A 20,320-nucleotide genomic window follows, 5' to 3' on the forward strand; every position below is an offset into this window, starting at 1 on the left:
GTTTTTTATGTTTTAGATTTTGGTTCTTTTCAACTCGATAATGTTGTTACCTTGTTCAAGGTGAAGACTGTCTCCTTTTACTCTCGCGGTCATATCATCTTTTTTATAGATTGTTTCGCCATCTTTTGTTTCTTTCTTTTCCAGTGTGAAAGTTTTTTTGTTGCTTGTGATCGCAACAGTACTTTCTTTCGGGTCATTCTTGAAAACTACTTTTACTAAAGCTCCATCTGTTGCTTTGTAAACGAAATCTGTCTTTTCCGTTTTCTGTCCATTAACTTCTATCGTAGATGAATTTACTGTAGAAGAATCTATTTTCCCGTTATTATCAACAATAGTTGTTTCTGAACTATCAGTTTTAATAATATTTTTATTGCCGCTTTCAGTTTTGTTGCAACTTACTAATGATAAAGCAACAAGTGAAACTGTGATTAAAAGTCCTTTTTTCATGTTATTTATTCTTTAAATGTATTTGAAAGTTAATTTTCTGTGGTAAAGAAATTAGAATAAATTTAATAAAACAAAAAACAAACCAATAATTATCGCTGAAAATTTAAAAATAAAAATCTTAAGACATGATTTTATACGTATGGTCAAAAAGATGTGTTTTGAGCTTTAATATTAACTAAAATTTAACTTGCAATTCCTTTAAAAGATAAGCTATATATGGTCAGAAAAGTTAAAAATTGATTAAATTTGTATAAACTATAAAAAAAACAGAAAAATGAGTTACATTTCTTATATAGAAGCGAGACAAATTTTGGATTCAAGAGGAAATCCTACAATAGAAGTAGATGTATTTACTGAAAGCGGGGCAATGGGCCGTGCAGCAGTTCCTTCGGGAGCATCTACAGGAGAACATGAAGCGGTTGAATTACGTGATGGTGGTTCAGAATATATGGGGAAAGGAGTTCTTAAAGCTGTTGAAAATGTAAGAGAAGTAATAGCACCTGAATTGGTGGGTCTTCCTGTTTTTGATCAGAATCTTTTAGATCAGATCATGATTGAACTTGATGGGACACCTAATAAAGGAAGTCTTGGGGCAAATGCAATCCTTGGAGTTTCTTTGGCAGCAGCAAAAGCAGCAGCAGCAGAATTGAAAATGCCTTTATATAAATATGTAGGTGGTGTTAATGCAAACACACTTCCTGTTCCGATGATGAACGTTATCAATGGTGGTTCTCACTCTGATGCGCCTATCGCGTTCCAGGAATTTATGGTAATGCCGGTAAAAGCAGACTCTTTCTCTCATGCGTTGAGAAAAGGAACTGAAATTTTCCACAACCTAAAAGCAATTCTTCATTCAAGAGGTCTTTCTACTGCAGTAGGTGACGAAGGTGGTTTTGCACCAACTTTCAAAGGAACTGAAGATGCTTTGGATACTTTGCTTCAGGCAATAGAAAAAGCGGGTTACAAACCTGGTGATGATGTAATGATCGCATTAGACTGTGCTGCTTCAGAATTCTACAAAGACGGAATTTATGATTACAGAAAATTCCAGACTCCGGATGCTGCACAATTTACGAGCAGTGAGCAGGTTTCTTATTTAGCTGATCTTGCAAACAAATACCCGATTATTTCTATCGAAGACGGTATGCAGGAAAATGACTGGGAAGGTTGGAAAATGTTAACTGACAAGATTGGTGACAGAGTACAATTGGTAGGTGACGATTTATTCGTAACGAATGTTGAAAGATTAGCAAGAGGTGTTGAAGAAGGAATTGCCAACTCAATCCTTGTAAAAGTAAACCAAATTGGTTCTCTTTCTGAAACAATGGCGGCTGTACAAATGGCTCAACACAACAAATTCACTTCAGTAATGTCTCACAGATCAGGTGAAACTGAAGATTCTACAATCGCTGATTTAGCAGTTGCTATGAATTGCGGACAGATCAAAACAGGTTCTGCTTCAAGATCAGACAGAATGGCGAAATACAACCAATTATTGAGAATTGAAGAAGCTCTTGGTGAAACAGCAATTTTCCCAGGTTTAGGAGCATTTAAGATCAAAAGATAATCGAAATTATAAATAACGGCAAGCGATAATTTTTGTTTGCCGTATTTTATGGAATTTAGTAAATTTAGAAAAAAAATAAATAAATGTCAGACAACAAAGTAATATTGAATTACGACGGTAATTCATATGAATATCCAATCGTGGATAGTACTATCGGAGACAGAGGGATCGATATTTCAAAACTAAGAGACCAAACAGGTTTAATCACTCTAGATTTAGGTTACAAAAATACAGGAGCTACACTTAGCGACATTACTTACTTAGACGGGGATAAAGGAGAATTATTCTATAGAGGATATCCTATTGAGCAGATTGCTGAAAAGTCTAACTTCACAGAAGTAATGTATCTTTTGTTACACGGTGAATTACCAACTTCAGATCAATTCAATACCTTCAACGGTAATATCAAAAAATATAACTTCGTAGCAGAGGAGATGAAAAAAATCATCGATGCTTTCCCTCGTTCTGCTCACCCAATGGGAGTTTTATCTTCTTTAACTTCTGCTTTAACTGCCTTCAACCCGAAAGCTGTTAATGTAAACTCTAAAGAAGAAATGGACCTTGCTGCAGAATTGCTTATTGCTAAATTTGCTCACCTTGCTGCTTGGACATACAGAAAAACTCTAGGTTTACCATTAAACCACGGAGATAATAGTCTAAACTATGTAGAGAACTTCTACAAAATGGCGTTCAGATTACCAAATGAAGAGTTTGAAATCAACCCTGTGGTAACTGCTGCTTTAGATAAATTATTAATCCTTCATGCTGACCACGAGCAAAACTGTTCTACATCTACTGTAAGAATGGTTGGTTCTGCTCATACAGGTCTTTTCGCTTCAGTTTCTGCGGGTATTTCTGCACTTTGGGGACCACTTCACGGTGGTGCAAACCAAGCAGTTATCGAAATGCTTGAATTGATCGAAAAAGACGGTGGAGATGTTAACAAGTGGGTTGAAAAAGCTAAAGATAAAAACGACAGCTTCCGTTTGATGGGATTCGGACACAGAGTTTACAAAAACTTCGATCCAAGAGCGAAAATCATCAAAAAAGCTGCTGATGATCTATTAGTTGCATTAGGAATTGAAGACAAAGCTCTTGATATTGCTATGCAGTTAGAAAAAGTAGCATTGGAAGATGAGTACTTCATCGAAAGAAAGTTATATCCAAACGTAGATTTCTACTCAGGAATCATCTACAGAGCATTAGGAATTCCTACAGAAATGTTTACAGTAATGTTTGCATTAGGAAGACTTCCGGGATGGATCGCTCAATGGAAAGAAATGAGATTAAAAGGAGATCCAATCGGAAGACCAAGACAGGTTTACCAAGGAGCTCAAAAAAGAGACTATATCGATTTAGTAAACAGATAATATTTGTTTCAGATAAATATAAATCCCAAAGTTTTTAAGCTTTGGGATTTTTTTTGTTTGAATATTTTACTGTAATTAAGATTCTTTATTTTATTTTAAATCATGAAAAAATATTAATCAGTAATTTTCAGACTTGAAATTTTCTCATTCTTAATCTCAAATTTATACTTTAAAACAATCGGACTCCCATCAAAAGTTCCCGAAACTTTAGTTGTTAAGATGGTTGTTTGATCTTCATTAAAAACATCAATAACTTCTAGTTTGGTTTTGTATTCTTCATTAGTTTTTTCGTTCCAGTCTTTTATTTCTTCTTTTCCTTTGTGAGTTTTTCCTTCATCAAAAACTTTTGGATCATCCGAAAAGCACTCAGAATATGAATTACTGTCAAAATTTTCCTGAGCTTCTAATAGGTTTTTTAAAATAATAGGTAAATCCATTTTTATAATTTTTAGGTTAATTTAAATTGTTGGAATCGTTCCTCCATCAATCACATATTCAGTTCCGGTTAAATAACTTGCTCGTGGAGATACTAAGAATCCTACAAACTCTGCTACATCTTCCGGTTGAGCAGGTCTTCCGATGGGAATTCCACCCAACGCATTCATCACGCTTTGGGTTGCTTCTTCTATTGTTGAATTGGAGCTTTCAGCAATTCTTTCCATCATTCTTGTTGCAGAATCTGTCATGATCCATCCCGGTGAAACCGTCAAAACTCGAACTCCTTTTGATGAAACTTCCTTTGACAAACCTTTGCTGTAATTAATTAAACCCGCTTTTGCAGCCGCATACGGCAAAGTAGAATCATACAGCGGCAATCTCCCCTGAATTGAAGCAATATGAATAATTACGCCACTTTTTTGTTCGATCATTTGTGGTAAAAATCCTCTGTCTAAGCGAACGGGAGCCAGCAAATTTGTTTGAATTGATATTTCCCAATCTTCATCCGTCAAAACAGAAAATCCACCACCTTTTGTTTCCGAACCGCCGAGAGTATTGATTAAAATATCAAGCTTTCTGAATTTTGACAAAACTTCATCAACAACTTTTTGTGTACTTTCAGATTTACTTAAATCAGAAGCGATAAAATGAAGTTTTTCATTCATAATTTCCGGATGATATCTTGCGGTTACAATTACTGTTGCACCTGCGGCTAATAATCTTTCTGCGATGGCCTTTCCTGCGCCTTTTGTTCCACCAGTTACTAAGGCTATTTTATTGCTTAGTTCATTATTAAAATTAAATTGTTCGTTCATACGTTTAAAGTTTGGTACAAATTTCAGGAGTATGATGGGTTTATACAAGTACGGAAATACGATTCATATAGGGATAAATTTTTCCCCTATTGGTGTTTTTAGAACATTGATTAATTTTGTTGTATGTATGAAAGAAAAATTCCGCCTAATTTAAATTGTGGTCTTGACCTAATTGGTGAAGTGCTTTATGGCAAATGGAAGATCCGTTTGTTATGGTTTATCAATGAAGGTTTTCTGCGACCAAGTGAGTTGCAGAGGAAAATTCCGGATGCTTCCCGTAGGGTTTTGAATATTCAGTTGAAAGAATTGGAAGATCATGAGCTTGTTACGAAGAAAATATACCCTGTTGTTCCTCCAAAAGTTGAGTACAGCCTTACTGAATTTGGTAAAACTTTAATTCCGGTAATTTCTGTTTTGGGTGAATGGGGAGATAAAAATGAAGAACGTCTTCGAACGGTTATTCTTAATCGATTAGAAAATAATTCAGAAGAAATAAGCTAAGAAAGTATAGTCAGATAAAAGTAAAACCTGCTTTTGTGAGCAGGTTTTTTATTTTTAATTAAGGACATTGGCATCTGTCGCATGTCCAGATATAGCATTTTCCTGAGTCATCCCATTCGCAGCAGCGTCTTGCTCCACCGATTGCGATGCCTCCTACAATTGATTTTTGTTGATCTCTTCCTAATTTTTGTGCGTGTTTCAGCACTGGATTTTTCTTGTTCATGATTTTGTGATTTGATGTTAATAGTTAAATTTTAATTTTTCGCGAAAATTATATCACTAAGATAGGAATTTATTTTAAATGTTTATTAAATTTTATACGTAAATTAATAATTAGCAATATGTTATATTTAAAATTATCTTTCAAAACCTTAGACGAAAGCAATTAAATCTGTCTTTAATTCAAAAAAACTTAACTAAAAACTGTAGAATTGAGATTTTGCAGTATAAAATTAAAGCTTGTTTATAAAACAGCTCAAAAGTTTCCTAAATACAGACCTTTACTTATATTTGTAGTATTGCATAAATCTTTATGAAACTAAACATTAAAAACGAAACGGGAAGGCTGAGATCTGTAGTTTTAGGCCAACCCAATTCAATGGGACCCGTTCCCACGCTTGAGGAAAGTTATGATGCCAAGTCATATTACTCAATCGAAAACAACATGTATCCAAAAGAAGAGGATATCATCAATGAAATGAATGCTTTTGAAGCGGTTTTAAAAAAATATGATGTAGAAGTGCTGCGTCCGAGTATCATTAAAGATTACAATCAGGTTTTCGCAAGAGATGTAGCTTTTGTGATCGACGATAAAATGATCATTTCAAACGTAATTGCCGATAGAGCAGACGAGCAGGAAGCTTATAAAAATGTTTACGAGAAAGTAGCATGGAGAACAATAATCAATCTTCCGGAAACTGCCCATATTGAAGGCGGAGATGTAATTGTTTGGAATGATTTTCTTTTCATAGGGACATGTTTCAGTGAAGATTACAGAAATTATAAAACTGCAAGAACAAACGAATACGCGATTGAAATTCTAAAGGAATATTTTCCAAAAAAGAGAATTATTGATCTGGAATTAAAGAAAAATGACAGAATTCCATACGAAGGAATCTTGCACTTAGATTGTACATTCAACCCGATAGGAAAGGATAAGTGCATTATTTACAAAAATGGTTTTGTGGATGAAAGCGATTACCGTCTGATCATCGATATTTTTGGTGAAGAAAACTGTTTCCACGTTACAGACGAAGAAATGTTTGAAATGTTTCCCAATATCTTTTCCATCTCTCCTGAAATTGTAGTTTCGGACAAAACATTCACAAGAATGAACAATCACCTGAGAAACGAATGGGGAATGACCGTCGAAGAAATTCCTTACAGAGAAATTTCTAAAATGGGAGGTCTTTTACGTTGTTCAACGATGCCACTTGTTAGGGAGTAGCAGTGTAGTAGGGTTTTAGAGTGGGAGTGTGTAAGAGTTGGACAATATTAGTTTGAGAATAAGGGAAATGTAGGATTTAAGAGTTTATAAAGTATTTGTTTTTTTCTATTTTAGTTGAAAATACAAAGATGTCAATAATTAAATTTCATCAGGATCTGAAGGTCTTTCAAAAATCGGTTGATGTTGCTATGATTATTTTTGAACTTTCGAAGTCTTTTTCTAAGGAGGAACTTTATTCTCTGACCGGTCAAATCAGGAGATCTTCAAGGTCAGTTTCTGCAAATATCAGTGAAGCTTGGGGAAAAAGAAAATATGAAAAATCTTTTGTAGCAAAACTTACAGATTCTGAAGGTGAAGCGAGAGAAACTCAAACATGGCTTCTATTTGCTCTAAAATGTAATTACATTAATGAAGAACAATTTAATAATTTAAACAATCAGTATAATCAAATAATTGGGATGTTGGTCAATATGATGAGTCAGTCACAAAGTTGGTGTACATTTTCGTCAATAAATAAAGAAGAAAAATAATTTATACTAAAAAACTAAAACACTCAGACTCTTAAACCCAAACACCCTCAAACTCAAAACAGATGCAGACAACAGATACAGTATTAATGATAGAGCCGATTGCATTCGGTTACAATGCAGAAACGGCGGAAAACAATTATTTTCAGGTTGAACAGAAAGGTTCTGATATTCAATCTAAGGCTTTGGCAGAATTTAATATTTTCGTTGAGAAATTAAGAAGTAAAGGAATCAATGTGATCACTGTAAAAGACACAATAGATCCTCACACACCAGATTCAATTTTCCCGAATAACTGGGTAAGTTTCCACAAAGACGGAAAAGTAGTTTTGTATCCGATGTTCGCTTCTAACAGAAGAGTGGAAAGAAGAGAAGATATTATTGAAATAATAAAAGAACAAGGTTTTCAAGTTTCTGAAATTGATGACTGGTCGTTACCGGAAATCCAAGGTCACTTTTTGGAAGGAACAGGAAGTATGATTTTCGACCACGACAATAAATTGGCTTACGGTTCGGTTTCTTTAAGATTGGATGAAAGATTGTTCAGAGAATTTTGTGAGAAATATGACTTTACACCTGTTGTTTTTCATTCTTTTCAGACGGTAGGTTCAGAAAGACTTCCGATTTATCATACAAACGTTATGATGTGTGTTGCAGATAAATTCGTTGTAATTTGTCTTGACTGCATCGATAATGAACTGGAAAGAAGCAAAGTAATCGAAACCATTAAAAATTCAGGAAAAGAAATTATTGAAATTTCTGAAGAGCAAATGCAGCAGTTTGCAGGAAATATGCTACAGGTTCAGAATAAAGACGGAGAAAAATTTTTGGTGATGAGCCAGACTGCATTTAAATCTTTAAATGAAAATCAGGTTTCAGCAATTGAAAAATACTGTGAGATTATTTATTCGGATTTAAATACAATTGAGGTAAATGGTGGTGGAAGCGCACGTTGCATGCTTGCCGAGGTTTTCTTGCCAAAAAAATAATCTTCTCATTTGTCATTCTGAACAAAATGAAAGCAATGAAGAATCTATTATTTGAAATTGATTTTTCGTTTGTAGAAATTACAGAGTTTATATTTACAACTTAAATCTAGTGTACTAGAGCAAATACTCTCAGCAGTAGAATAAATATCCAGTACACTAGAACAAGTATCCTGCTAAGCGCAGGAAATCTTAAAAGTCATAAGCATTATCCTTTCTTTACAAAAATAAAAACAGATTGCACAATCTATAATCTTTCCCATAGTAGATTAAAAATGAAGTGACTCATAAAAAAGACGAAGAAAAATGATATATTTATATTCAATTTTTAAATCTTAAAATTATGGGAATACTTAAAGAAGAATATGTTCCGATAGCAGATGCATTATTAAACAGCTTTAGTAGGGATTTGAACTTATTTGAAGCGGAAAATCATTTGTTCAGTGCAGGATATTTAGCATCTATGCAAAATAAAGCCAATGAATTGAGAGCAAAAGAAACAGGTGATGCAGTTCTCGAACAACAAAAATTAGCGACCCAAGAGCTGTACCGGTTGGGAAATGAACTCAACAAGCCAATGAAACTTTTGAATTTGGTTTTTGATAAGGCGGGTGTAAAAACCTCATTGGCAAGTGATATTCTTAAAAAAGTGAAGAAAAGAAATTTTGAAGGAGTACTGCAATCTCTGAAATCATTAAAAGAGATCGTCACTTCTCAATCTGCATTGCTTACCACCAACGGGATGAAAGCAGATACTGAAACCACGTTGCAAAATGCTTTTGATGCCATTACTACAAAAGGCAATGAGCAGACAGACTTTCAACAGCAGAGAAAAGCCTTTACTTCTGCCAATAAAGGCTTGTATAAGGAACTCTATATTTATATAGGTGAAGTTGCTAGATTGGGTAAAATTATCTTTCAGGGGGAGCAGAAAGCTTCGGAATATACGATAGATAATCTTATTGCTATGGTGAATAGCTCTCGAAATAATGCGGGTAATAGTCAACAAAAAGTATAACCTTATTGATCAAAATTGTATGGGTATGTAGCAAGATTATTATTTTATCTATATATTCGTGCTATAAATTTTACGATAACACAGCGTAAGCTATCTTATTGGTTACTGGAAACCGCTAATTTTCAAAAAGAAACCCAATAGATAGACTTACGCCTGCGTCTCATATGGGCGTGGGCGAAGTCTTTCTGGTTTCCCGGTTCTTAGCGGTACCGCAGTAACAGATTGGCTTTAGTTCCACGCCTTTTTGTTTTTTCTAAATACAGAAAATTTCTAAGGTCTGATATAATACGCCAAATTCTGTCGCTTCGCATGTGTATTTTTGATAGACAACATTAAACCAAAGAGATATGAAGCTAAAATATTTAAAAAACAGATCAATAGATATTGAAAATTATGTTAGATTTGCAAAATATTAAATAAAAACACAAAAATGAAAAAGAATTACTCTGCAAAAAGAGTGCATTTTCTATGCGCAACTTCGAAATCAAGAGCATATATAAACTAACAATAACACAAGTATGAAAAAACTTTACATTGGTGCACTTATGGTGTGCACTACTGCTGTATTGTATTCTCAGGAAGTGGTTTGGCAGAAGGATATTAAATCTAATACACAGGATTTTCTGAGCCAGGTTACCACAACCATTGACGGACAGTATTTAATTACAGGAAGCTCCATTCAGAGCAATAAGCTTCAGGCAGGAGGCAGTAAGCAGAATAACGGTTACGATTTTCACTTAGTCAAGCTTAATCAACAAGGTGAAGAGGTTTGGGAGAAATATTTCTCTGGCCAGAATCATGATTTCTTATCTGCAACTGTAGCCACCCAAGAGGGAGGTTTTCTTTTGGCAGGAACATCTTATTCAGGAAAAGGTCTTGACAAAAAAGATGATTCTAAAGGAGGTTCTGAAATCTGGTTGATAAAAATTAATGAGTTTGGAGATGAAATCTGGCAAAAAACAATCGGCTCGTCAGCCGACGAAGAAGCAAGATCAGTAATTCAGACCACAGATTTAGGATTCTTTATAGCTGGTAACGTTCAGAATTCAGCTAAAGGTTACGGTTCAAAGGATATTTTGATTGTAAGACTCGACAAAAACGGAAAAGAATCATCACAATTAATTTTAGGCGGAAAAGGTCTTGATGAAGTTGAAAAAATGATTCCAACTAGAGATGGTGGTGCTTTGCTAGGGATGTATTCCAGAAGCGGAAAAATAGCTGGAAGTGGGAAGATGGATGCCGGAAGTTTTGCAAAGCAAAGTGAGAATTTTGGAGAGGGAGATTATTGGATTATTAAACTTTCGAAAGAAGGCAAAGTTGAATGGGAAAAGAATTTTGGAGGAAAAGGTGACGATCATTTAAGAACATTGGCACTAACATCGGAAGGATTCTTAATCGGAGGTGAAAGCCGTTCAGAGCGATCTGGAAATAAAACTGTTGGAATTGAAGAGGGTACGGATTTATGGTTAATTTCTTTGAATGAAAAAGGTGATGAAATCTGGCAGAAATCTTACAATTTCAAAAACAGAGATGTTTTGATGGGAATGAGTGTTCTTAGCAGGGAGTCGGAAGATGGAAGCGGGAAGTCTACCAAAGGAGTGCTGATCGGAGGATATACTCAGGCGGAAGGAAGAATTGAAAGTGATGATGAGAAATTCTGGATGCTGTATTTAGATGAAAACGGCAACGAACAATGGAGAAAGCACGTTCAGGGTGAGTCAAGTAAGAAAGAAGAAAGATTATCTGATATTAAGTTCAATAGAGATGGTAGTATCGTTCTAGCAGGCACCAGTGCTGAGGAGCTTGGCAAAGAAAATTGGAAAATCATTAAACTTGGAGACAAACAAATTGATCAATTGATCGTAAAACAAGACATTAAGATTTATCCGAATCCTGTATCAGATTATACTTATGTTGAGATTGGTTTTGATTTCAAAGATGCTGAAATTATTTTGTATGATATGTCAGGAAGACAATTACAAAGTTTAAAAACTAAGAATAAAGTGACGAAAATCAATACTCAGGCTTTGATTCAGGGAGCTTATTTAATTGTTATTAAAACGGATACGAATAAAACGGCTAACGCTAAGCTCATAAAAAAATAAACACAAATAGATTCAAATGAAAAAAGTTAAATTAAGTGCACTTCTATTGGCTGCGATTTTAGGAAATGTCAATACTTTAAAAGCACAGGATGGTTTCACTAATAAATATATTAATTTTCTTAAACCAACACCTGAAGTTGGAAAATTAATATCATCAATAGATTTTCCTGTAAGCCAAACAAGTGGAGCTTTGGATTTAAAACTTCCTTTGTATACAATCAAGACAAAGAGTGTTGATATTCCTATTACACTCAGCTACAAAAACTCTGGTTTTCAGGTTAATGAGGAAAGTTCTAATGTAGGTTTTGGATGGGATCTTGATGTGGGTGGTAGAATATATAGACAGGTTCGAGGATATGTTGATTATCAGCAGGGCTTCAGAGAATTCAGACAATCTGGTAACAGAGTTTTGTTCCCGGAATGTCCAGATGTTGATTATAATTCTCCTACTGTCCAGGATGCCTGTAATATGGATTACAAATATATGTTTGGTATTTTTGGTAACCCATCAATAAATTATGGCTTTGATGGAAATCATTACAATTATCAGGGGATGGGAATTCCTCTTCCGGGGGGAAATGGTATTTGGCCATTTCAGTCTGCAAATACTGTTTATCAAGACGCAGAAAGCGAAGCCGATATTTTTTATTATAAATACCCAAACGGATCAGGCAAATTTTTTCATGGGGATCTTTTTCAAATTAAAAGTATTCCGTTTACCAAGGAAAAAATAACTGAAAATACAATAACTGATACTCAAGGAAATACGTTTTATTTTAATGATCGAGCGGATGAAATAACACAATCTTTAAGTAACACTATCAAATATTTTAGCGCTGGCTCTCCTGTACCATCAAACGGTCCTAGAAGTAATAATTATTCATACTCATTACTCTTAAGTAAAATCACAACAAACTCAAATGATGTTATAGATTTTACTTATTCAACTGTTGAGTATATTAAATATGGTCCGAAAGTTTGGAAAATTAGAAGAAGTGTAAATACAATCCCAAATTCAGGTAACTTTAACTTTACACCTATCACGAATGGATATTTTGATAATGAAGAGACCAGCCAACAAAAAATTAAAACAAAAAAAATAGAGAGTATTTCTTTAAACAACAAGGTTATTGCAAGATTCATCTATTCTGATTTGCCCCGTAACGACCTGTATTATGAAACAACTAATGCTCCAAAATCATTGTCTAAAATTTTAATACTAGATGAATCCGGTAGAACCATAAATACTATAAACTTTCATCAATCCTATTTTGGACAAAACAGCACAACTCAAAGTAGTTTGCAGGAGGTATCAAAATATCTAAGATTAAGACTTGATTCTTTCGAGAATAATGATGCAAGCTATAAATTCGGATATTTCAATTCGGTTGACAATATCTTACCTAATAAATCAATTCAAGATAGCAAAGATCATTGGGGGTTCTATAACGGTAAACCAGCACATTATGGTCATCTAATGGGCAAATCCCAATTAATCGAAGAAATTGGTAATAGCTATAAGTATCCTGATTTGGAAAAGACAAAATTAACCGTTTTAAAAGAGGTTACTTTTCCAACTGGAGGTAATGAACAATATGGGTATGAATTAAATACTGTAAACAGCGGAAACGTTGGAGGGCTAAGAATTGCATCTATTACTAAGAATGATAGTAATGGAGGGAGTATCAAGAAAAATATAACCTATGATAATGGCTATCTTTATACAGACCCTCAATATGTAACTTTTGAAGCAACGAATGCATATCCACAGTCAACACCATTTTTACCTAAGCCACTTCTTTATCGTTTCAACGTTTTTTCTTCAACATCAATTAATGATTTAATGGGATTCAACGGCTTTCCGGTTTATTATTCAAAAATTACAGAAGAAAATGTTAATCCTACAAATGAAAATTTAGGTAAAACGGTTACTGAATACAGTTACTTTGAAGATGTTATTGGAGATACAGGCTACACACCAGCTTACTACATGACTAATATTTCTTATGATTGGAAAAGAAATCTCCCTCTAAAAGTTTCATACTTCAGAGCTAATGAAACGGCTCCTTACAAAAAGATAACCAATCATTACACATTTTTGGATACTCCTATAGATATTAGTGATGCAATGTATCCCGGGCCTGGTGGAGGATTTCCAACGTTGCTTAAACAAAACGAGTCTCAATATACATCATATAAATTGTTCGTTCAGAAATTACAGACAACTATTAATAATCAGACGGGTATTTGGATGTCCGGAATACCTGCAAATGAGTTAAAAGCAGAGTTTGAATTTAGTTTTTCAAGATTAATTTCTGCTCAATTTTTTAAAGATAAAGAAACCGTTGAAGAAACTATAGACGGTAATTTATTAACGACCTCAACAGACTATAAATATGATAATCCAATCAATGCACAATTAACTTCTGAAATCACAACTTTTCCAGATAATTCTACACAGGAAAAAATTTATAAATATGCTCATGAAAAAGGAATCCAAAAACTTATCGATGCAAATATGATAAGTGTTCCATTAGAGACTGAAATTAAAAAAGATAGTAAAGTAATAAGTATAATCGAGCAAAAGTATGATAATCCAGCTCATTTATTCCCAACATCGGTTTTAACCAATGATATTCAAAACAATGCGACTATTACTGAACTCACCTTTAATAAATATGATAGTAAAGGGAAATTGCAACAGTATACTACTAAAGATGGTGTTCCAATCTCTATTATATGGGGGTATAACAATACAGAGCCTATTGCAAAAATAGAAGGCGCAAAACTATCTGATATTCAACAATCTTTTATTGACAGTATTGTTAATGCATCCAATACCGATGCTCTAGCCGCTCCAAATAATGACGAAGCTTCATTTTTATCTACTCTGAATACATTCAAGAATAATCTTCCAAATTATCAAGTAACGACGTATACCTACGATCCATTGATTGGCGTAAGAAGCATCACTCCACCATCAGGCATTAGAGAAGTTTATATTTATGATAATGCTAATAGATTAAAAGAGATCAGAGAAAATGATGCAACAGGAAAATTGTTGAAAGAATTTAAATACAACTACAAAAACTAACACAGGATGAAAAAGATAATTATTCCAATTGGAGCTTTGCTTATCACGAGTTTAGCCCATGCACAGAATCTGCCTAACACTGAAAATTATATTGAAACCAGAACGTATCTTGAACCAGTAGCAACAAGCAGTTCAACTGCAAAACAAATCCATACCGTTCAGTATTTTGACGGACTAGGAAGACCAAAACAGGTAGTGAATGTAAAAGCATCGCCATTAGGAAGAGATGTAGTTACTCAAATCGAATATGATAGTTTCGGAAGACAGACAAAAGACTTTTTACCCGTCCCACAGTCTCAGACTTTAAACGGAGCCATTGTTCCGACTCCATTGGCTAATGCTACCAACACACCTTTAGGAAATGAAAAAATCTATGCAGAAAAAATCTTAGAAAATTCACCTTTAGACAGAATCCAGCAACAAATCCAGGTTGGAACTGACTGGAGTACTAAACCTGTGAAATTTAGTTATGATACCAATATCACCAATGAACTTTTTAAATTTGCAACTTCTACTACGTGGGAAAATGGAGCTACTAAAAGCACTCTTACAAATTTATGGGGATACCCTCCCAGTCAGCTCTACAAAAATACGGTAATAGATGAAGATGGAAACAAAACCATAGAATTCAAAAACGGACAGGGGCAGAAACTTTTAGTACGAAAAATGCTAAGTGATACTGAACATGCCGATACATATTATGTGTATAATGAGTATAACCAATTGGCATTTGTCATCCCTCCAACGGCAGTGTATCAGACTTTAACGGATGATATACTGAATAATTTATGCTATCAATACCGATATGATGGCAGAAATCGTTTGGTCGAAAAGAAACTTCCAGGCAAAGGTTGGGAATATATGCTGTACGATAAACAGGATCGTTTAGTTGCAAAACAAGACACTGTTTTAAAAGGAAAAGGACAGTGGTTATATACAAAATATGATCAATTTGGAAGAGTTGCCATTACAGGAATAGGAACTGGCTACCAAAGAAGTGTTGAACAAAATACAGTTGACGGTTTTGGTTCTAATAATGTTAACAGAGTAACAGTAGCCCCTTTCAACAGGCAGGGAGTAGATGTGTATTACGGAAGTCAGGACAGTAGTTATCCAAACTCTTCAAATTGGGTGACATTATTGTCATTGACTTATTACGATACTTATCCAAATTACAGCTTCAATCCAACTTTTCCAACCGATATTTTCGGACTGACTTTAACAGATAATCCTGCAACTACAGGTAAAAGTACCAAAGGACTTCCTGTGATGAGTTTGGTTAAAAATATTGAGGATGATAATTGGACAAAAAACTACTCATATTATGACACCAGAGGAAGAGTTGTCGGAACGTATTCTATAAATCATTTGGGTGGATTTACAGAAACAAAATCTGAACTTGATTTTGCTGGAGCTACAAAACAAAATATAACCCGCCACAAAAGATTAAATTCGGATACTGAAAAAGTAATCACAGAGACTCTTGAATACGATCATCAAAATAGATTACTTGTTCACAAACATAAGATAGATAATAATACTGAGGAAATTTTAGCTCAAAATAAATACAATGAACTTTCTCAGTTAGAATCTAAAAAAGTAGGTGGGACAAATATTGCAACGCCACTTCAAACCATTGATTATGCCTACAATATCAGAGGCTGGTTAACTAAAATCAATAACCCTACAAATTTAGGTGGGAAATTATTTGGATATGAAATAAAGTATAACGATCCTGAGCCATTATTGGGAATTCAAGAGCCTAAATATAATGGAAATATCTCTGAGGTTGATTGGAAAACAGCAACCGATGGTATCCTGAAAAGATATACATATAAATATGATGGTCTTAACAGGCTTACATATGGGAAAAGTTATCAGCCGTTATCTACTACTTTAAATGTCGATTATTATGAAAATGTAGAATATGATCATAATGGGAATATTACAACCCTAGCACGTGGAAAAAAAAGATTAGAAAGTGCATCAATTACTGAAATGATTGATAATTTAACATATAATTATCAAGGCAACAAACTTGTTACGATAACAGATGCGACAGGAAATAGTGATGGTTATAAAGGGGGAGGGAATACAATTACCTATGATACCAATGGCAATATGACCAGCATGCTTGATAAAAAGATAAAACAAATAGATTATAATTTCCTCAATCTGCCTAATTATATTCAAATGAATTCTGCAATTGGCGCAGGGTATACCCTAAATCATATCTATAGTGCTGATGGAACTAAACTTACAAAACAATACAAAAAACTTTCAACAGTAATTAATACGGATTATTTGGATGGTTTTAATTATGAGCATAGCTCAATGGGATCAATCGCATCAGATTTAAAATTTGTATCTACTACAGAAGGGTTTTATAGTTTTGAAAATAATAAGTATATTTATCAGTACAAAGATCAGGTTGGAAACATTAGAGTTTCCTATTATAAAGATGCTGGAGGAAATGCCGTAATAGATGATGCCGTTGATTTTTATCCATTTGGATTTGAGCATGGGGCTATTCCTGCATCAACAGTTACTCCTAATTATAAGTATAGTTTTCAGTCTCAGGAAAAACAAGTTCATACCGGTTGGAATTCTTTTAAATGGAGAAATTATGATCCTTCGCTTGGAAGATTCTTCAATATTGATCCTTTGAGCGAAAAGTATGCTTATCAATCTCATTATAATTTTTCTGAAAATAGGGTGATTGATGGTCGTGAATTGGAAGGGTTGGAATGGGTGACTACAAAAAATAATCAAGGAGTAACTACGCATCGACAACTTACTGTTTCAATTGCAAATGATGCATCACTCAATGAAAGACAATTTAGTAGGATAGTTGATGCCATAAAAACAGATTTTTCAACTACATTTGGAGCTGATGGAGCAACAGCAGAGTTAATAGTTTCTAATAACTCAACTATGAGAACTAGTTTAGTAAATGTGACAAGTGAGATTGTAACTAACGAAAATGGAGAAGAACAATTAAGATATAGAGGAGGTGTAACAGCAACCTTAGGAGAGTCTCAAACAAATACTTTTTCAGCTACTGGTACAGTTGATGGTTCTAGGAGGAATACTAGCGATATAACAAGATCATTTAATCATGAGGCTGCACATGCAGCTGGACTGGATCACCCTTGGGAAAATAGAGATCATGTTTCTGATATTAATCAAAATTCACCAACTGTACAACCAACTGCAATTAAAAGTAATCTATTAAATTCAGGAGCAAATCCTAATTCTAATTATAATGTAGATGCTAATGGTACAAGTTTAACTCCGGGACAATTTAACACGATGGATCGTAATATAGAAGCTCAGCAACCTCAACAATCACAAAATCCATAAAATTATGAAAGTATATTTTTTTATTTTAATATGTCTATTATTTAGTTGTAAAAGCTATGATAATTACAGTCAGCAGAGCTTATGTGGAAATAACTTTGAAATTCAATATAATAAATCAAGTAAATATGTATTACCTAAAAAAGGAAAAAGTAAAAACTATTTTATAGTCTATCTTGAAAATAATTTTAATGATAGAATACATATTACTATTAATCAAAAAGAGATTTTTAATAAGCTAGTTATAACAAATGATAAAAAACCTGATGAATATTCAGATATGCTAATATATAGAATGGATAAGAATAATAAATACACTATGAATATTCAAGGAGAAAATACAAAAACATGTGTTGAGCTCACTCTTGATAATAAGTATAGGGCTATCTATTTGTTCTACTATCAAAATAAGTGGATTATAAGATTCTCTAATCAAATGAGAATTAATTAAATTAGAATTACCCCCGCTGCGCAAAGTCTGTGACTTTGAGTAAATAAAAATAACCCACCATAAACGAAGCTAAAAAAAGAAGTAGCAATGTGTATTCTTTCATCATTGTTGTTTTATTATAACTGTAAAAAAATAAAATAGAAACCCTCTGAATTTCTCAGAGGGTTTCTATTTATCGCTGTAATTATTGGATTTGCTTTTTTTTGAGGAATTTTTATGGTAAATTTTAATTTGGCGCGAATATTTTTCATTTAATATTAATATTTCATTAAATTGGTTTCAGTTTGTGGTTCCGTTGTTAGTTGTTCCTCAGTTAACGCACTATCTTTTAGATGGGTTCATATGGAGAAAACCTAAAAAAATCATTTAACTTTGTAAAAATTCAATTTAAAATATTATTTATTAACGGGATGAAGTAAAAAGTGCTTATGAAAACGAAAATTATGCTATTGATGGCGCTGTTGCCATTCTTTTTTATTAACGCTCAGCAGAAAACATTCTGTAATCCGATCAATATTGATTATGGATATACGCCGTTCAAGAATTTTTCGAGTCAGGGGAAACATCGTGCGACAGCTGATCCGGTGATCGTTAATTTTAAAAATAAATTATTCCTTTTTTCAACCAATCAGGAGGGATATTGGTACAGCGATGATATGCTGGATTGGAAATTTGTGAAAAGAAAATTCCTTAGAGACAACAAATATACTCACGATCTTAATGCTCCTGCAGTTTGGGCAATGAAAGATACTTTGTATGTGTACGGCTCAACTTGGGAACAGGATTTCCCGATCTGGAAAAGTACAAATCCAACAAAAGATGATTGGCATATTGCCGTTGATACATTGAAAGTCGGAGCTTGGGATCCAGCTTTTCATTATGATGAGGATAAAAATAAACTGTATTTATATTGGGGTTCAAGCAACGAATGGCCTTTATTAGGTACAGAAGTTAAAGTGAAAAATTTACAGTCTGAAGGTTTTGTGAAACCTATTTTAAGATTAAAACCTGAAGATCACGGCTGGGAACGTTTCGGAGAATATAATGACAATGTTTTCTTACAACCTTTTGTGGAAGGTGCTTGGGTTACAAAACACAACGGAAAATATTATATGCAGTACGGTGCTCCGGCAACAGAATTCAGCGGTTATTCTGATGGTGTGTATGTAAGTAAAAATCCTTTGGAAGGTTACGAATATCAGCAACACAATCCGTTTTCTTATAAACCGGGAGGTTTTGCGAGAGGTGCTGGACATGGAGCAACTTTTGAAGATAATTTCAAAAACTGGTGGCACGTTTCAACAATATTTATTTCAACTAAAAATAATTTTGAAAGAAGATTAGGGATTTGGCCTGCCGGATTTGATAAAGACGATGTTATGTACACCAATACGGCTTATGGTGATTATCCTACATTTCTTCCGCAATATGCTCAGGGAAAAGATTTTTCTAAAGGATTATTTGCAGGCTGGATGTTGTTGAATTATAATAAACCTGTTCAGGTTTCATCTACTTTGGGTGGTTATCAATCGAATATGGCTGTGGATGAAGATATCAAGACCTATTGGAGTGCAAAAACAGGAAATTCGGGAGAATGGTTTCAAACTGACTTAGGAGAAATTTCTACGATCAATGCGATTCAGATCAATTATGCAGATCAGGATGTTGAGTTTTTAGGTAAAACTTTAGGCAAAATGCATCAGTATAAAATTTACGGTTCAAACGACGGTAAAAAATGGAATGTTATTGTTGATAAAAGTAAAAATACCAAAGACGTTCCTCACGATTATGTAGAACTGGAAAAACCTGCCAAAGCGAGATTCCTGAAAATGGAAAACTTAAAAATGCCAACAGGAAAATTTGCATTAAGCGGTTTCAGAGTATTCGGAAAAGGAGAAGGTGCAAAACCCGCAAAGGTTGAAAACTTTGTTCCTCTGAGAGCTGACGCTAAAAAATTTGGTGAAAGAAGAAGCATCTGGATGAAGTGGCAACAAAATCAGGATGCAGACGGATATGTGATCTATTGGGGGAAATCTCCGGATAAATTATACGGAAGTATCATGGTTTACGGTAAGAATGAATATTTCTTCACCGGAGCAGACAGAGTAGATTCTTATTATTTCCAGATCGAAGCTTTTAATGCTAATGGAATTTCGGAAAGAACGGAAGTCGTAAAGTCAGAATAAAATTTAAA

16 protein-coding genes are annotated in these 20,320 nt (G+C 34.0%); 12 read left to right on the forward strand and 4 right to left on the reverse strand.

Annotation, left to right across the window (positions count from 1 at the left end; translation table 11 throughout):
• Positions 1-12: 12 nt before the first annotated feature.
• The gene (locus tag EG348_RS09030; protein WP_123982596.1) at positions 13-447 is read right to left on the reverse strand and encodes a hypothetical protein; all 435 of its coding nucleotides are present in this window, start codon (positions 445-447) and stop codon (positions 13-15) included.
• Between the two features lie 274 nt (positions 448-721).
• On the opposite strand from EG348_RS09030, the gene eno reads away from it, so the two are divergent.
• Positions 722-2,014 (forward strand): phosphopyruvate hydratase, encoded by a 1,293-nt coding sequence (eno, locus tag EG348_RS09035; protein WP_123982598.1) that lies wholly within the window; start codon positions 722-724, stop codon positions 2,012-2,014.
• A gap of 83 nt (positions 2,015-2,097) precedes the next feature.
• Positions 2,098-3,384: a citrate synthase gene (locus EG348_RS09040; RefSeq protein WP_123982600.1), complete on the forward strand. Its 1,287-nt coding sequence runs from the start codon at positions 2,098-2,100 to the stop codon at positions 3,382-3,384.
• Between the two features lie 113 nt (positions 3,385-3,497).
• On the opposite strand, the gene EG348_RS09045 is transcribed toward EG348_RS09040, so the two are convergent.
• Both EG348_RS09045 and EG348_RS09050 read right to left on the reverse strand, forming a co-directional pair.
• A complete protein-coding gene (locus EG348_RS09045) occupies positions 3,498-3,821 on the reverse strand; it encodes a nuclear transport factor 2 family protein (protein ID WP_123982602.1) in 324 nt (107 codons plus the stop codon).
• Positions 3,822-3,842: 21 nt separating this feature from the next.
• Entirely contained in the window at positions 3,843-4,637 is a 795-nt protein-coding gene (locus tag EG348_RS09050; RefSeq protein ID WP_123982604.1) for an SDR family oxidoreductase, read from the reverse strand.
• 123 nt (positions 4,638-4,760) lie between these two features.
• Between EG348_RS09050 and EG348_RS09055 the strand changes: the two genes are divergently transcribed.
• Positions 4,761-5,138 carry a winged helix-turn-helix transcriptional regulator gene (locus tag EG348_RS09055; RefSeq protein WP_123982606.1) on the forward strand — a complete coding sequence of 126 codons (378 nt, stop codon included), beginning with the start codon at positions 4,761-4,763 and terminating at the stop codon, positions 5,136-5,138.
• Positions 5,139-5,196: 58 nt separating this feature from the next.
• Here the strand turns inward: EG348_RS09055 and EG348_RS21655 are convergent, their stop codons facing one another.
• Positions 5,197-5,343, reverse strand: coding sequence for a hypothetical protein (locus EG348_RS21655; RefSeq protein ID WP_157885965.1), 147 nt, complete (start codon positions 5,341-5,343; stop codon positions 5,197-5,199).
• A 327-nt stretch (positions 5,344-5,670) separates the two neighbouring features.
• Between EG348_RS21655 and EG348_RS09060 the strand changes: the two genes are divergently transcribed.
• From EG348_RS09060 to EG348_RS09105, 9 genes are all read left to right on the forward strand, one after another.
• The gene (locus EG348_RS09060) at positions 5,671-6,585 is read left to right on the forward strand and encodes a dimethylarginine dimethylaminohydrolase family protein (protein WP_123982608.1); all 915 of its coding nucleotides are present in this window, start codon (positions 5,671-5,673) and stop codon (positions 6,583-6,585) included.
• 128 nt (positions 6,586-6,713) lie between these two features.
• Positions 6,714-7,115, forward strand: coding sequence for a four helix bundle protein (locus tag EG348_RS09065; RefSeq protein WP_123982610.1), 402 nt, complete (start codon positions 6,714-6,716; stop codon positions 7,113-7,115).
• Between the two features lie 62 nt (positions 7,116-7,177).
• Positions 7,178-8,101: a citrulline utilization hydrolase CtlX gene (gene ctlX, locus EG348_RS09070; RefSeq protein WP_123982612.1), complete on the forward strand. Its 924-nt coding sequence runs from the start codon at positions 7,178-7,180 to the stop codon at positions 8,099-8,101.
• 340 nt (positions 8,102-8,441) lie between these two features.
• Entirely contained in the window at positions 8,442-9,116 is a 675-nt protein-coding gene (locus EG348_RS09075) for a hypothetical protein (RefSeq protein ID WP_123982614.1), read from the forward strand.
• A gap of 518 nt (positions 9,117-9,634) precedes the next feature.
• On the forward strand, positions 9,635-11,221 hold the full coding sequence (locus EG348_RS09080; protein WP_123982616.1) for a T9SS type A sorting domain-containing protein: 1,587 nt from the start codon (positions 9,635-9,637) through the stop codon (positions 11,219-11,221).
• A 16-nt stretch (positions 11,222-11,237) separates the two neighbouring features.
• Positions 11,238-14,315: a hypothetical protein gene (locus tag EG348_RS09085; protein ID WP_123982618.1), complete on the forward strand. Its 3,078-nt coding sequence runs from the start codon at positions 11,238-11,240 to the stop codon at positions 14,313-14,315.
• Between the two features lie 6 nt (positions 14,316-14,321).
• The gene (locus EG348_RS09090; protein WP_123982620.1) at positions 14,322-17,678 is read left to right on the forward strand and encodes a DUF6443 domain-containing protein; all 3,357 of its coding nucleotides are present in this window, start codon (positions 14,322-14,324) and stop codon (positions 17,676-17,678) included.
• 4 nt (positions 17,679-17,682) lie between these two features.
• Positions 17,683-18,126 (forward strand): hypothetical protein, encoded by a 444-nt coding sequence (locus tag EG348_RS09095; protein WP_123982622.1) that lies wholly within the window; start codon positions 17,683-17,685, stop codon positions 18,124-18,126.
• A gap of 428 nt (positions 18,127-18,554) precedes the next feature.
• Positions 18,555-20,312, forward strand: coding sequence for a discoidin domain-containing protein (locus EG348_RS09105; RefSeq protein ID WP_123982624.1), 1,758 nt, complete (start codon positions 18,555-18,557; stop codon positions 20,310-20,312).
• The last annotated feature ends 8 nt before the right edge of the window (positions 20,313-20,320 follow it).

It is taken from the genome of Chryseobacterium sp. G0201 (assembly GCF_003815655.1).
In the GTDB taxonomy this organism is placed as follows: Bacteria; Bacteroidota; Bacteroidia; order Flavobacteriales; family Weeksellaceae; genus Chryseobacterium.